This is a genomic window from Streptomyces sp. NPDC002701 (genome assembly GCF_042889045.1).
GTDB lineage: Bacteria > Actinomycetota > Actinomycetes > Streptomycetales > Streptomycetaceae > Streptomyces.
This window is the reverse complement of record NZ_JBIAQL010000001.1, coordinates 956,714-970,177: the sequence shown is the minus strand read 5'-3', so window position 1 is coordinate 970,177 and position 13,464 is coordinate 956,714. Positions and strand designations below refer to the sequence as shown.

At 72.1% G+C, this 13,464-nt stretch carries 13 protein-coding genes; 3 read left to right on the top strand and 10 right to left on the bottom strand.

The genetic code is table 11. From position 1 onward, the window contains the following. Nucleotides 1-141 precede the first annotated feature (141 nt). The 3 genes from ACFYXC_RS04130 to ACFYXC_RS04120 are packed head-to-tail and all read right to left on the bottom strand — an operon-like array spanning nt 142 to nt 2,921. Entirely contained in the window at nt 142-819 is a 678-nt protein-coding gene (locus tag ACFYXC_RS04130) for a response regulator (protein ID WP_389546564.1), read from the bottom strand. Continuing rightward, complete coding sequence (gene macS, locus ACFYXC_RS04125) at nt 816-2,096, bottom strand: MacS family sensor histidine kinase (RefSeq protein WP_389546561.1); 1,281 nt, start codon at nt 2,094-2,096, stop codon at nt 816-818. Before macS ends, ACFYXC_RS04130 begins: the two co-directional genes overlap by 4 nt. Before the next feature lie 39 nt (nt 2,097-2,135). Then, nucleotides 2,136-2,921: a lysophospholipid acyltransferase family protein gene (locus ACFYXC_RS04120; protein WP_389546558.1), complete on the bottom strand. Its 786-nt coding sequence runs from the start codon at nt 2,919-2,921 to the stop codon at nt 2,136-2,138. A gap of 162 nt (nt 2,922-3,083) precedes the next feature. Between ACFYXC_RS04120 and ACFYXC_RS04115 the strand changes: the two genes are divergently transcribed. Next, the gene (locus ACFYXC_RS04115; protein WP_388919541.1) at nt 3,084-3,893 is read left to right on the top strand and encodes an alpha/beta hydrolase; all 810 of its coding nucleotides are present in this window, start codon (nt 3,084-3,086) and stop codon (nt 3,891-3,893) included. Continuing rightward, a complete protein-coding gene (locus ACFYXC_RS04110; protein ID WP_389546555.1) occupies nt 3,886-4,575 on the top strand; it encodes a hypothetical protein in 690 nt (229 codons plus the stop codon). Before ACFYXC_RS04115 ends, ACFYXC_RS04110 begins: the two co-directional genes overlap by 8 nt. Nucleotides 4,576-4,619: 44 nt before the next feature. Here ACFYXC_RS04110 and ACFYXC_RS04105 read toward each other — a convergent pair whose 3' ends face one another. From ACFYXC_RS04105 to ACFYXC_RS04080, 6 genes are all read right to left on the bottom strand, one after another. Beyond that, nucleotides 4,620-5,384: an endonuclease/exonuclease/phosphatase family protein gene (locus ACFYXC_RS04105; RefSeq protein ID WP_389546553.1), complete on the bottom strand. Its 765-nt coding sequence runs from the start codon at nt 5,382-5,384 to the stop codon at nt 4,620-4,622. 281 nt (nt 5,385-5,665) lie between these two features. Beyond that, entirely contained in the window at nt 5,666-6,619 is a 954-nt protein-coding gene (locus ACFYXC_RS04100; protein ID WP_388919532.1) for an ROK family glucokinase, read from the bottom strand. 53 nt (nt 6,620-6,672) lie between these two features. Next, nucleotides 6,673-7,185, bottom strand: a complete 513-nt coding sequence (locus ACFYXC_RS04095) for a DUF5304 domain-containing protein (RefSeq protein ID WP_388919529.1) — start codon at nt 7,183-7,185, stop codon at nt 6,673-6,675. Nucleotides 7,186-7,243: 58 nt separating this feature from the next. Further along, nucleotides 7,244-8,443: an ArsA family ATPase gene (locus ACFYXC_RS04090; RefSeq protein WP_389546548.1), complete on the bottom strand. Its 1,200-nt coding sequence runs from the start codon at nt 8,441-8,443 to the stop codon at nt 7,244-7,246. A 122-nt stretch (nt 8,444-8,565) separates the two neighbouring features. Beyond that, nucleotides 8,566-9,033: an SRPBCC family protein gene (locus tag ACFYXC_RS04085; protein WP_388919524.1), complete on the bottom strand. Its 468-nt coding sequence runs from the start codon at nt 9,031-9,033 to the stop codon at nt 8,566-8,568. A 183-nt stretch (nt 9,034-9,216) separates the two neighbouring features. After that, on the bottom strand, nt 9,217-10,029 hold the full coding sequence (locus tag ACFYXC_RS04080) for a metallophosphoesterase (protein ID WP_389546545.1): 813 nt from the start codon (nt 10,027-10,029) through the stop codon (nt 9,217-9,219). Between the two features lie 297 nt (nt 10,030-10,326). On the opposite strand from ACFYXC_RS04080, the gene ACFYXC_RS04075 reads away from it, so the two are divergent. Then, the gene (locus ACFYXC_RS04075) at nt 10,327-12,123 is read left to right on the top strand and encodes an AMP-dependent synthetase/ligase (RefSeq protein WP_389546542.1); all 1,797 of its coding nucleotides are present in this window, start codon (nt 10,327-10,329) and stop codon (nt 12,121-12,123) included. A gap of 154 nt (nt 12,124-12,277) precedes the next feature. Here ACFYXC_RS04075 and ACFYXC_RS04070 read toward each other — a convergent pair whose 3' ends face one another. Further along, nucleotides 12,278-13,420 carry a glycosyltransferase family 4 protein gene (locus ACFYXC_RS04070; protein WP_389546539.1) on the bottom strand — a complete coding sequence of 381 codons (1,143 nt, stop codon included), beginning with the start codon at nt 13,418-13,420 and terminating at the stop codon, nt 12,278-12,280. Nucleotides 13,421-13,464 lie beyond the last annotated feature (44 nt).

The following is a 13,464-nucleotide window of genomic DNA, read 5'->3' as shown; positions in this document are numbered from 1 at the left end:
AAAGTCCCTTCGCCGCGGTTGGCTGACGGAACTCACGCTAATAGTGATCCAGGTCACTACAGGAGAGGGCGGAAGGTCAATTCCGGTGCAATGTGCGGGAGTTGATCACCTGCCATCACTCGTTGGTGTGTATCGGTGGGTTTACGCGTCGTCGAGGCCCCGCTCTATGGCATAGCGCACCAACTCCACGCGGTTGTGCAACTGCAGCTTGCCCAGGGTGTTCTGGACGTGGTTCTGCACGGTGCGGTGGGAGATGACGAGGCGCTCGGCGATCTGCTTGTAGCTCAGGCCCTTGGCCACCAGCCGGAGCACCTCGGTCTCGCGGTCGGTGAGCTGCGGAGCCCGCGGCTCGTCGCCGCCGGTGGCGGGACCGGGGTCGGAGGCGAGCCTGCGGTACTCGCCGAGGACCAGCCCGGCGAGGCCCGGGGTGAAGACGGGGTCGCCGACGGCCGTCCGGCGCACCGCGTCGATCAGCTCCTCCGTGGAGGCCGACTTGAGCAGATAGCCGGTGGCGCCCGACTTGACCGCCTCCAGGACGTCGGCGTGCTCGCCGCTCGCGGAGAGGACCAGGACGCGCAGGGCGGGATCGTGGCCGACGAGTTCCTTGCAGACCTGCACGCCCGGCTTCGCGGGCAGGTTCAGGTCCAGGACGAGGACGTCGGGTGCGGCGGCCCGGGCCCGGCGCACCGCCTGCTCGCCGTCGCCCGCGGTCGCGACCACGTCGAACCCGGCCTCGGCCAGGTCGCGGGCGACCGCGTCCCGCCACATGGGGTGGTCGTCGACCACCATGACCCTGATCGGGCCCTGTCGCTCAGTCATGCCCTCTCCGCCTTCCCCCGCACACCCTTGACCTCCTTCGCCGCGCTCTTCGGCGCGTTCGTCCGTACGTCCGCCGGTACGTTCTTCGGTGCCCTCAGTTCGACCTCCGTGCCCTGTCCCGGTACCGAGACCAGCTCGGCGGTGCCACCGATCTCGCGCAGCCGTCCGCGGATCGACAGGGCGACGCCCAGCCGCCCCTCCCCCTCGGCCTGCGCGAGCCGGCCCTCCGGAATGCCGGGGCCGTCGTCGCGTACGGTCACGATCACCTCGTCCGGCTCGTCCTCGACGAGGATCCACGCGCGCGCGTCCGCGCCCGCGTGGCGGTGCACGTTGTCCAGCGCGGCACCGACCGCGGCGGCCAGTTCCCTCGCCGCCCCGGCCGCGAGCGGGACCGGCGTGCCCGGCGCGGAGAACGTCACCTTCGCGGTGGCGTACGGGGCGAGCAGCGGGCGCAGATCGCGGGGGGCGGTGTCGTCCTGCGGCTCGGGCTCGTCCACCGCCCGGACGACGGCGCCCTCGGTCACGTCCTCCGACACCCGCGAGACGGGTACGAGTCCGCCGGAGACCAGGGTGCGCAGCGCCACCTCCTGCTCACCGGCGAGGCGGCCCAGGTCCGCGGCCTCCCCGCCGATCGCGGAACCGCGCCGCTGCACCATGGCCAGCACCTGGAGGACGCCGTCGTGGATGTCCCGGGCGAGCCGCTCCCGCTCGCGCGTCGCCGCCTCGATCTCCAGGGCGCGGGCCAGGGTGCGCTCGGAGGCCCGGGCGACCTCGACGACGTACCCGATGGCGATGGCGGCGACCCAGACCAGCAGCACGTTGTGGAGGGTGTCCTCGCTGAGCGCGCCGCGCTGCACGACGTTGGCGACGCCGACGAGCGCCGAGGCGAAGGCCGCCCAGCGCCAGCCGCCCTTGACCGCGAACGCCAGGACGGAGCCCGCGGTCCATATGGACGGGAGGGTCGGACCGCCCGCCACGATCCGGTCGTGCGCGTCCGCGACGGGCGTGAGCAGGATGCCGGTCAGGGCGATGGTCAGGTCGGCCGCGAGGAAGGGCTTGGTGCAGCTCGCCGCGCCCGCCACCTTGGGCAGGGTCGCGAAGGTCCATGCGAAGAGCACCACGTAGTAGCCGACGGCCACTTCGGGGCGGATGAACTCGTCGTGCCTCGTGACGAAGAGCCCTGTCGCGTAGAACAGCGTCAGGACGCGGTACGCGGTGAGCGCGCGCCACAGCGGCTGCTCGACCGACATTCTCATGACTCTCTCGCGCTTGGCCATGTCCCCCACTACCCCATCCCCCGGCGGCCGCGTCCAGATCTAGGAGCCGTTCCGCGCCTGCTCGGCTTCCTCCTGCACTTCCATCTGGGCCTCCCCCTGGGCTTCCTTCTCGGCTTCCTTCAGTGCCTGCTTCTGCGCCTTCGCCGCCTCCGCGATCTGCCGCTTGGCGGCCGTCGCGTACATGTCGACGTACTCCTGTCCGGAGAGCTTCATGATCTCGTACATGACCTCGTCGGTCAGCGCGCGCAGGACGAAACGGTCGTGCTTCATGCCGCCGTAGCGGCCGAAGTCCAGCGGGCGGCCGATGCGGATGCCGGGGCGCATCAGCTTGGGCATCACCTTGCCGGGCGGCTGGATCTTCTCGGTGTCGATCATGGCGACCGGGATGACGGGCGCCCCGGTGGCCAGCGCCACGCGCGCGAGGGCGCCGGGCTTGCCGCGGTAGAGGCGGCCGTCGGGCGACCTGGTGCCCTCCGGGTAGATGCCGAACAGCTCGCCCCGCTCCAGGACGCCGATGCCGCTCCTGACCGCCGCCTCGCCGGCGCCGCGCCCTCCGGAGCGGTCCACCGGCAGCTGGCCGACGCCCTTGAAGAAGGCCGCCGTCATCCGGCCCTTGACGCCGGGCGTGGTGAAGTACTCGGCCTTCGCGATGAAGGTGACCTTGCGGTCGAGGACCGCGGGCAGGAAGAACGAGTCCGAGAACGACAGGTGGTTGCTCGCCAGGATGGCCGGACCCTCGGCGGGAATGTTCTCGAGGCCCTCCACCCAGGGTCTGAAAGCCAGCTTCAGGGGCCCTCCGACGGAGAACTTCAACGCGCCGTACATCACCCGAGTGCCTCCCGTGTCTGTCGATCAGACCTTAACCCGGAGCACTGTCAATGGGTCCGACAGCCCTGGTCGGTGTCAGTGCCGTCGCGTACGGTGAAGTACGCCTCGAAGCTGCGGGGTGATCATCGCGTCGCCCTTGAGACGAACAGGAGACCGAAGGTGCGGGTCCTTCCCGGAGCTGAGCCGTTCCACCACGAGGGCGGAGAGGTCGGGGTCCTCCTCTGCCACGGCTTCACCGGTTCCCCGCAGTCGCTGCGCCCCTGGGCGGAGTTCCTCGCGGAGCGCGGTCTGACCGTCTCGCTGCCCCTGCTGCCCGGTCACGGCACGCGCTGGGAGGACATGCAGCTGACCGGCTGGCAGGACTGGTACGCGGAGGTGGACCGCGAGCTGCGCGCCCTGCGGGAGCGCTGCGCCCACGTCTTCGTCTTCGGCCTCTCCATGGGCGGCGCGCTCACCCTGCGGCTCGCCGCGAAGCACGGGGACGAGGTCAGCGGCATCGTCGTCGTCAACCCGGCGAACAAGGTGCACGGACTGGCGGCGTACGCCCTGCCGGTGGTCCGTCACGTCGTCCGGACGGTCAAGGGCATCACCAGTGACATCGCCAAGGACGGCGGCATCGAGATCGGCTACGACAGGGTGCCCCTGCACGCGGCGCACTCGATGCGCACCTTCTACCGGCTGCTCGACGGCGAACTCCCGCAGGTGACGCAGCCGATGCTGCTCCTGCACAGCCCGCAGGACCATGTCGTGCCGCCCGCCGACTCGGCTCGCATCCTCAGCCGGGTGTCGTCCGTGGATGTCACGGAGATACTTCTGGAACAGAGCTACCACGTCGCGACGTTGGACCACGACGCGGACCGGATCTTCGAGGAGAGCTTCGCCTTCGTCTCCCGGCTCGCACCCGGTGCCGGCAAGGAGGCCGGCGCGGGCCAGGCGGGTCAGCAGGAAGGGACGGCCACTGGTGGCTGAGCACGACGCGGATCGCGAACCGGACGAGAAGGACGCGCCGCCCGGCGCGGAACAGGGCCCGTCGTTCGACGAGACGGCGGCGTGGGAGGCCATCGTGGCGGGGTACGGCGACGAACCGCCGGATCCGCCCGGTGCCAAGCCGTTCAAGTCGGTGGAGGACCTGGCGCTGCTGGAGCCCGAGACGAACGACTCCGGCGGGTCCGGCGACTCCGACACGAAGACTGCCGCGACGCCCAAGGGCGCCAAGGGGCAGCAGGGCGGTGCGGACACGGACACCGCGGGCCCGGACGCCCCGGAGGCGGCTGCCGAGGCGCAGGACGGGCCGGCCGCCGGGAAGCCGCTCGGCAGCTCGGTCGCGTTCGCGCCCGGTGTCGCCGGTCCGCGCGACTACGCGGCGCCGGAGCCCGCCGAGGAGGACTTCGACGAGGACGACGAGGGGCATTTCGTGCCGCCCGAGCCGCCGGCGCTGCCTGCCGCGGACGCGACGGCCAAGTTCGCCTGGCTGGGTGTGATCGGCGGGCCCGTGCTGCTCCTTCTCGCGGTCCTGCTGGGCTGGGAGATGACGTGGTGGCTCGCCACGCTCGGCATCGGCGGCTTCCTCGGCGGGTTCGCCACGCTGGTGGGGCGGATGCGCGGCGACGACGAGGACGAGGAGGACCCGGGGCGCGGCGCGGTGGTCTGACGCTTCCGCGTCCCCTCGGAGGTCGGGATGCAGAGGGCCGGGATTCAGGCGGCCGGGATTCTGAGGGCTGCCAGGACCGGGAGGTGGTCCGTGGCCGCCCTCAGGTCCGCCTCACTGACTCCGGGGTGACCGATCGGTACGCCGCAGCCCAGGATCTCCACGCCCGGCGTCGCGAAGAGGGCGTCGATGCGCTGGTGGGGGTCGGTGGGGGTCGAGGTGTGCTCCCCGCCCCAGGGGGCGACCGCCCAGCCGTCCTGCAGCTTCGCCGCGAGGCGCTTGAACGTGCGGCCGTCCGGTCGCTCGTTCAGGTCGCCGCCGGCGACGGCGTGCGGGGTGTCCAGGGCGGCGAGCCGGTCGAGGAGCATGCCGCCCTGGTGCCGGCGCTCGTCCTTCTGCAGGGAGAGATGGCAGCTCAGCACGCCGACGCGGGCGCCTCCGAAGCGGACCACCGCGGTCGCGAAGCCGCGTCGGTGCAGGCCCGGGGTGAGGGGGAGCAGTACGTCCTCGGTGTGTTCCACCCTGGCGCGCAGGGAGCACAGGAGGGCGGGGCCGGAGGCTGTGGCGCCGCCGGTCAGGAGGACCTGGCCGGAGGCTGCCGCCAGCCTCGCCAGCTTCTTGCGCCAGCGGAAGAAGCGGGGGGCTTCCTGGAGCAGGACGAGGTCCGGGGCGCAGGCGGTGATCACCCTGGCCAGTGCGGTGGTGTCGTCGCGGAGGGAGCGGATGTTGTAACTGAGGACGCGGATGACGGCGGACCCGTCGGCCTCGGTACGGGACGTCGGCAGCGGGCCGGTTGTCGGGCTGATCGACATACGCATCAAGATAGCGGCGACGCGGTGTCGCACCACCGGGGCGATGCCGCGCCGCGCCCCTGACGGGGCCCCCGCCGGATCCCACCCGCGGGCAGGTGGGGGTTGCCCGCGCAGTTCCCCGCGCCCCTGACGGGGCGCCCCGTCACCGCCCGGCTTTCAGGGGCACGGGGAACTGCGCGATCAGCCACCACCGGGCCGCACACACAGGACGGGCCGGGGGCGGCCGGGTACACGGACGCCCGCCGGGGTCGTGAAGGCCGGCGGGCGTCGTGGGGGTCGGGCTACATGATCGGGTCGGGCTCCCGGGCCAGGTCGGCCGCCCCCACCAGCCCCGCCTCGTTCCCCAGCCGCGCGGCGATCACGTCCGCGACGGGCCGCCAGTTCCCGCCCACCAGCCACCGCTTGTACGACTTGCGGATCGGGTCGAGCACCAGCTCCCCCTCGTCGGACAGCCCCCCGCCGACGATGAACGCGGAGGGGTCGAAGAGCGAGGCCAGGTCGGCGAGACCGGCACCGGCCCAGCGGGCCAGCTCGCGGTACGAGTCCACCGCCACCGGATCCCCCTGCCGCGCGGCCATCGAGATGTGCTTGCCCTCGATGCCGTCGGGGGAGCCGTCCCCCAGCGACAGCAGGATGTCCGCGTTCTCCGGCGTCGCGTTGGCCCGCTGCTTCGCGTACCGCACGAGCGCGCGCCCGGACGCGTACTGCTCCCAGCAGCCCTGCGAACCACAGCCGCACAGCAGCCCGTCCGGCACCATCCGGATGTGTCCGAACTCGGCGGCCACACCGAAGTGTCCGCGCCGCAGCTTGTTGCCGATGATGATGCCGCCGCCCAGGCCCGTACCGAGCGTGATGCAGATGACGTTGCGATGGCCCTTGCCCGCGCCGAACTTGTACTCGCCCCAGGCGGCCGCGTTCGCGTCGTTCTCGACCACGACCGGCAGGCCCACCCGGGCCTCCACCTCTGTCTTCAGGGGCTCCTGCCGCCAGTCGATGTTCGGCGCGAAATAGACCGTGGAGCGCTCCCGGTTGACGTATCCGGCGGCACCGATGCCCACGCCGACGATCTCGTGCCCGGCCCTGGCACCCTCGACGGCCGCCGCGATCGCGTCCACGATCGCCTGCGGCGTGGTCGGAGTCGGCACCTTGAAGGTCGAGAGGATGTTGCCTTCCTCGTCGACCACCCCGGCCGCGATCTTCGTGCCGCCGATGTCGACGCCGATGGTGAGTCCCATGAATCCCTCAGTTTCGGTCGAGCCCCGCTACGGCCAACCGTACCCGAGCGGCTTCAGTCGAGGTCGATGTGTTCCCCGCTACCCGTGCCCTCTTCCCGGGGGCGCGCTGCGGTGTCCCGGGCGGTCCAGCGCCGCTCCTGCGCCTCGACGGCGGAGCGGTACGCGGCGAGCAGTTCGGACCCGGCGCTCGCCAGGTGGTCGAACACGTCGGGGTTGCGCTCGATGACGGGCTCGACGGCGGCCCTGGCCTGCTGCACGACCTGGTTCACCATCTGCTGTGCGGCGCCGCCCGCGACCGCGCCGAGCAGCGGTGACTGCAGTCCGGACAGCTTGTCGGCGACGGTGTCGACGAGTTTGCGCAGTTCCTCGGCGGCCGAACCGGGCGGCCGGCCGTACTCGGTGCTGCGGCGGGCCTTCTCCGCGGCGAGGTCCTCGGCGCACGCCGTGGCCCAGGCGTCGTCGTCGGTCGTGCGGACCTCGTCACGCCGCTCGCCGTGCACCGTGTCGTCGTGCACCGTGCCGAGCGCGTCCTCCCCTGCGTCGGACGTGGGGCGCTCATCGCTCATGGCGGACTCCAAGCATCGGCTCTGTGTCTCTCGACGTTACCCGAACGGGGTAGGGCGTTCACTGTGTCCGCGGCCACAGATCCGGGTCGGGCGCGAACCGGACACGCAGTTCACCCTCGCGCAGGGAGGCGCCGTCCACCGCGCAGCGGCGCAGGGCGGACGGAAGGGCGACGATCCGGCGGAACTGTCCGGCGGTCACGACGAGTTCGTCGCCGCGCCGGACGAGGTCCAGCTCCTCCCGTATCGCGCCGGGCAGCGGGATGTGCCAGACGAGCACGCCGTCGTCGGCGAGGCGGTCGACGACGGGCCAGACAGGCGTGCCGGGTGTGCCGGGTGTGCCGGGCGCGTCACCCGCGGTCGGCACGGGCAGCACGGCCAGGTCTTCGGTACCGCGCGGGTCGCGGCCGAGGTGCGGGACCTCGTGCACGCCGTGCGCCCGTCCCCACGCGTCACGCCACTCGTCGAGCGCCTTGCGCTGCTGGGCGGCGAGCCCGGCCAGCCAGGTGTCGGGGGACGCGTCGGGCAGGACGCGGTTGGCGATCAGGGCGTCGGTGCGCAGGCCGCGCAGGGCGAGGCCGGTGGCGGCCGACCGTACGGTGTCGGCGCCGTACGGGCCCGGCTCGGCGACCAGCCGTACGGTCGTGGCCGGGTCGTCGACGGCCCGTTGCACCGCGGCCAGGTCGACGTCCCAGCGGGCCGCCGTCTCGTACAGCCGCTCGGTCGGCATCGGCACGCCGGCCAGACGGCCGAGGACGGGTCGCAGGGCGCGGGCCGCCTGGCGTTCCGCGGGCAGCAGGCGGCGCAGATAGCGGCGCAGCTGTTCGGGCAGGGCCAGCAGGGCGAGTGCCCGAGGAGCGGGCGGCAGGTCGACGACCAGCAGGTCGAAGGTGTCCGACGCGGCCGCGTCACGCAGGGCGCGGAGCAGGGCGAGTTCCTCGGCGCCGGGCAGTGGGGTGAGTTCCTCGGCGTCGAGGCGGACGGAGCCCAGCAGGTCGAGGGCGGCGGACGCCTGTTCCTGAAGGGCGAGGAGGTCCGCCCGGAAACTGTCGTCGGCGTCGGGGCGCCAGGCGGTGAGGCCGGGGGCGGTCTCGGCCGGCGTGCCGCCGGTCGGGGCGCCGAGGACGGTGCCGAGGGTGTCGGTGCGGTCCGCGGAGAGCACCAGGGTGCGGGTACCCCGGCGGGCGGCCGCCAGCGCGGTGGCCGCGGCGACGGTGGTGCGGCCGGCGCCGCCGGGGCCGGTGATCAGGATGGTGCGCATGCTGCTGAACGGTACGTGGTGCGGCGGTGCGGACGGCGAGCCGCCGGGCCTCGCCCCACTGGCTCCGCCCGTTCCGCCCTCTGCGGTCGCTCCGCGTACTCCGCCTACTCCACCTGCTCCGTCTACTCGGCCTTCTTGTCGGCCTTGTCGGCGTCGCCGGACTCCACGCGCTTCTTCAGGCCCGCCAGCGCGCGGTCGATGATGACCTTCTCCGCCTTGCGCTTGATCATGCCGAGCATCGGGATCTTGACGTCGACGGTGAGCCGGTAGGTGACCTCGGTGGCGCTCAGACCGGCCGGCCTCAGGGTGTACGAGCCGTCCAGCGAGCGGAGCATCTGGGACTTGACCAGGGTCCAGGAGACCTCGTGGTCGCCGGTCCAGGTGTAGCCCAGGGTCTGGTCGTCCTTGATGGCGCCGGCGTCCATGACGAGGCGCACCTGTTCGGCGCGGCCCTTCTCGTCCGTCGCGAGCACCTCCGCCTCCTTCACCTCGCCCGTCCAGTCGGGGTAGCGGGCGAAGTCGGCGATGACCGCCATGACATCGGCCGGTGCCGCCTCGATCGTGATGCTCGAGCTGGTGTGTTCCGCCATCGCCGTGGCTCCTCCAGATGCGGTCCGGACAGGGGGGTCGTGCGGGGTGCGAACGCCTTCTGCCTGTGTGCAGCGTCCTGTGTGTGCAGCGTGAAGGCTACCGCGCTGTGCGGGGCCCTCCGCTCCCGGCCCTGCGCGCGTCCGCGGCCCCGGCGGCCCCCGCCACTGCCCTCGGCACTCCCCTCACCACTCCAGCACCCACGGCTTCCCCGTCCCGGCGAAGTGACCCACGTTCACGCACTCCGTGGCGCCGACGCGCATCCGCCGGACGAGCGGCTGATGGACGTGCCCGAAGAGCGAGTAGCGCGGCCGGGTGCGCCGGATCGCGTCGAGGAGCGCCCTGCTCCCCCGCTCGAAGCGCCGCGCCACCGTGTCGTAGACGAGCTCGGGCACCTCGGGCGGGATGTGCGTGCAGAGCACGTCCACCTCCCCGACGGCCTCGATCTTCGCCGCGTACTCCTCGTCGCTGATCTCGTACGGCGTCCGCATGGGGGTACGCAGTCCGCCGCCGACGAAGCCGAAGACCCGGCCGCCGATCTCGACGCGCTGCCCGTCCAGCACGGTGGTGCCCGGGCCGGCGTACTCCGACCAGAGGGAGGGCATGTCGACATTGCCGTAGGTGGCGTACGTAGGGGTGGGGAAGGCCGCGAAGAGTTCGGCGTACTGCTTCCGTACGGCCTTCTCGATGGCGGGACCCCGGTCCACGCCCGCCCACAGCCGTGCGCCGAAGGCCCGCGCCTCCTCGTAGTGACGGGCGGTGCGGAGCTCGACGATGCGGTCCGTGTTCTCGGTGCCGAACAGGTCCGGGAAGATGCCGCGGGAGTGGTCGGCGTAGTCGATGAAGAGGACGAGATCTCCCAGACAGATCAGGGCGTCCGCGCCGTCACCGGCCCTGACCAGGTCACGGACGTTGCCGTGCACGTCGCTCACGACGTGGATCCGGGTGCGGGGGGTCTCCCGCGCGTCACTTCCGTTGCCGCCTTGTGTACCTGCCATGGCGATCAAGGGTAAGCCTGTGGAGCAAACGTGTGTAGACGCGGGCGGACCTGCGGTTACTACCCGGTCCGTGACGGCTTGGACTACTCTGCGCCAGGGAACGTCAGCACGTGTGACGCGGGGAACATCTCACCGGGCCCCCCTGTCGTAGAGGCAGTACCGGCGGGTAACGTCCGGGCAGTCCAGTCGTGCTCGGGGTTTCAACAACCGACTCCCGGAGCACCTTGCCCGAGCCTTGGACCGCTCCGTCGCATCACACGAAGTCGTGGCGTCGGCGCCCTATGAGGAGCAGCAGTCTTGCGCGAGTTCAGCCTTCCGGCTTTGTACGAGGTCCCTGCGGACGGAAATCTGACAGACATCGTCCGCAGAAACGCCGCGCAGCACCCCGACGTCGCGGTCATCGCCCGCAAGGTCGGCGGCACCTGGACGGACGTCACGGCCACCGTCTTCCTCGCCGAGGTGCAGGCCGCCGCGAAGGGCCTGATCGCGTCCGGCGTGCGGCCCGGCGACCGTGTGGGCCTGATGTCCCGCACCCGGTACGAGTGGACGCTGCTGGACTTCGCGATCTGGAGCGCGGGCGCGGTCACCGTACCGGTGTACGAGACCAGTTCCGCGGAGCAGGTGCAGTGGATCCTCGGTGACTCGGGCGCCACCGCGGTCGTCGTGGAGCTGGACGCGCACGCGGCCGCCGTGGAGTCGGTACGTGACCGGCTGCCGCGGCTCGAGCACGTCTGGCAGATCGAGGGCGGCGGTGTCGAGGAGCTCGGCCGGGCCGGCAAGGACGTCACGGACGCCGCGGTCGAGGAGCGCAGCTCGCTCGCCAAGGCCGACGACCCGGCGACGATCGTCTACACGAGCGGCACCACCGGTCGCCCCAAGGGCTGTGTGCTGACCCACCGCAGCTTCTTCGCCGAGTGCGGCAACATCGTGGAGCGGCTGCGGCCGCTGTTCCGTACCGGCGAGTGCTCGGTGCTCCTCTTCCTGCCGCTCGCACACGTCTTCGGGCGGCTGGTGCAGGTGGCGCCGATGATGGCGCCGATCAAGCTGGGCATGGTCCCGGACATCAAGAACCTCACCGAGGAGCTGGCCTCGTTCCGGCCGACGCTGATCCTCGGGGTGCCGCGCGTCTTCGAGAAGGTCTACAACTCGGCGCGGGCCAAGGCGCAGGCGGACGGCAAGGGCAAGATCTTCGACAAGGCGGCGGACACGGCGATCGCCTACAGCCGTGCGCTGGACACGGCGGCGGGCCCCTCGCTGGGTCTGAAGGTCAAGCACAAGGCGTTCGACAAGCTCGTCTACGGCAAGCTGCGCGCGGTGCTGGGCGGCAAGGGCGAGTACGCGATCTCGGGCGGGGCTCCGCTGGGCGAGCGCCTCGGCCACTTCTTCCGCGGCATCGGCTTCACGGTCCTGGAGGGCTACGGCCTGACCGAGTCCTGTGCGGCCACCGCCTTCAACCCGTGGGACCGGCAGAAGATCGGCACGGTCGGGCAGCCGCTGCCGGGCTCGGTGGTGCGCATCGCCGACGACGGCGAGGTGCTGCTGCACGGGGAGCACCTGTTCAAGGGGTACTGGAACAACGAGGCCGCGACCGAGGAGGCGCTGGCCGACGGGTGGTTCCACACCGGTGACCTCGGCACCCTCGACGAGGACGGCTACCTGCGGATCACCGGCCGCAAGAAGGAGATCATCGTCACGGCGGGCGGCAAGAACGTCGCGCCCGCGGTGATCGAGGACCGGATCCGTGCGCACGCGCTGATCGCGGAGTGCATGGTCGTCGGCGACGGGCGGCCGTTCGTGGGTGCGCTGGTCACGATCGACGAGGAGTTCCTGGGCCGCTGGGCCGAGGAACACGGGAAGCCCGCCGGCTCGACCGCGGTGTCGCTGGGGCAGGACGCGGATCTGCTCGCGGCGGTCCAGAGCGCGGTGGACGACGGCAACGCGGCGGTGTCGAAGGCGGAGTCGGTACGCAAGTTCCGGGTGCTGCCGCACCAGTTCACGGAGGACTCCGGTCATCTGACGCCGTCGCTGAAGCTGAAGCGGAGCGTGGTGGCGAAGGACTACGCCGCCGAGATCGAGGCGATCTACCAGGGCTAGGCCCGCCCCTCTGAACGACCTTCGGCTCTCCCACCGCCGTGGCCGCTCGTGCAGTTACCCGCGCCCCTGGGTACCCAGGGGCGCGGGTAACTGCACGACAAGCCCCCACCGGCCCGCAGCCGCCAAGGCCACCGCAGTCGCACCCCCGTAGGCGCTAGAGCAACTCACGCAACCGTTCCGCCAGCAGGTCCCAGCGCCACTTCTCCTCCACCCACTCCCGCCCCCGCTCCCCCATCCGGCGGCGCAACTCCCCGTCCGCCAGCAGCGTCACGATCCGGTCCGCCGCCTCGTCCGGTGAGCCGCCCCGCACGACCCATCCCGTCTCACCGTCGAGGACGGCGTCCGGCGCGCCCCCCGAGTCCCCCGCGACCACGGGAAGCCCCGTCGCGGACGCCTCCAGGTACACGATGCCGAGCCCCTCCACGTCCAGCCCGCCACGCCGCGTCCGGCAGGGCATGGCGAAGACGTCCCCCGCGCCGTAGTGGGCCGGCAGCTCCGACCAGGGCACCGCGCCGGTGAAGCGCACCGAGCCGGCGACCCCGGTCTCGTACGCGAGCCGCCGCAGTTCCTTCTCGTACGGCCCGCCCCCCACGACCAGCAGCACCGCCTCGGGCTCGCTCGCCAGGATCCGCGGCATGGCGAGGATGAGCGTGTCCTGCCCCTTGCGCGGGACGAGACGCGACACGCAGACCACCACCGGCCGGTCGGTGAGGCCGAGACGGGCCCGCACGGCGTCCCCGCCGGAGCCGGGGTGGAAGGTCTTCTCGTCGACCCCGGGGGGCAGTTGCGCCATCCGCGCCGCCGCCTCGGGCGTCAGCGCGGCCGCGATCCGCGAGCGCGTGTACTCCCCGAGGTACGTGATCGTGTCCGTCGACTCACCGATCCGGCGCAGCAGTTGCCGCGCGGCGGGCAACTGCGCCCACCCCGCCTCGTGCCCGTGCGTGGTGGCCACGAGCCGCTCCGCGCCCGCCGTGCGCAGCGCGGGCGCGAGCAGCCCGAGCGGCGCCGCCGCCCCGAACCACACCGACGTGCACCCGTGCTCCCGCAGCAGCCCCACGGCCCGCCGGGAGACCCCCGGAGTCGGCAGCAGCATGGTTGTTCGGTCGCGTACGATGACGAAGGGCTGTTCGGCGTCGAAGGCGGCTGTGGCCTCGGCTCCTTCCCGGCCCCGCTTCCATGTGGAGGCGTAGACGACGAGCCGTTCGGGGTCCAGGCGCAACGCCATGTTGTGCAGGAACGCCTGGATGCCGCCCGGTCTCGGCGGAAAGTCGTTGGTCACGATCAGGGTCTTGTGCATCGCCGTCGACAGTACCGAACCCGCACCCGGCAGCTCCGCCCGGC

What these genes read in the sequence shown, in the direction of transcription:
- ACFYXC_RS04130 (WP_389546564.1), bottom strand. Translation starts at nt 819, where the DNA reads ATGACTGAGCGACAGGGCCCGATCAGGGTCATGGTGGTCGACGACCAC.
- macS (WP_389546561.1), bottom strand. Translation starts at nt 2,096, where the DNA reads ATGGCCAAGCGCGAGAGAGTCATGAGAATGTCGGTCGAGCAGCCGCTG.
- ACFYXC_RS04120 (WP_389546558.1), bottom strand. Translation starts at nt 2,921, where the DNA reads ATGTACGGCGCGTTGAAGTTCTCCGTCGGAGGGCCCCTGAAGCTGGCT.
- ACFYXC_RS04105 (WP_389546553.1), bottom strand. Translation starts at nt 5,384, where the DNA reads ATGTCGATCAGCCCGACAACCGGCCCGCTGCCGACGTCCCGTACCGAG.
- ACFYXC_RS04100 (WP_388919532.1), bottom strand. Translation starts at nt 6,619, where the DNA reads ATGGGACTCACCATCGGCGTCGACATCGGCGGCACGAAGATCGCGGCC.
- ACFYXC_RS04095 (WP_388919529.1), bottom strand. Translation starts at nt 7,185, where the DNA reads ATGAGCGATGAGCGCCCCACGTCCGACGCAGGGGAGGACGCGCTCGGC.
- ACFYXC_RS04090 (WP_389546548.1), bottom strand. Translation starts at nt 8,443, where the DNA reads ATGCGCACCATCCTGATCACCGGCCCCGGCGGCGCCGGCCGCACCACC.
- ACFYXC_RS04085 (WP_388919524.1), bottom strand. Translation starts at nt 9,033, where the DNA reads ATGGCGGAACACACCAGCTCGAGCATCACGATCGAGGCGGCACCGGCC.
- ACFYXC_RS04080 (WP_389546545.1), bottom strand. Translation starts at nt 10,029, where the DNA reads ATGGCAGGTACACAAGGCGGCAACGGAAGTGACGCGCGGGAGACCCCC.
- ACFYXC_RS04070 (WP_389546539.1), bottom strand. Translation starts at nt 13,420, where the DNA reads ATGCACAAGACCCTGATCGTGACCAACGACTTTCCGCCGAGACCGGGC.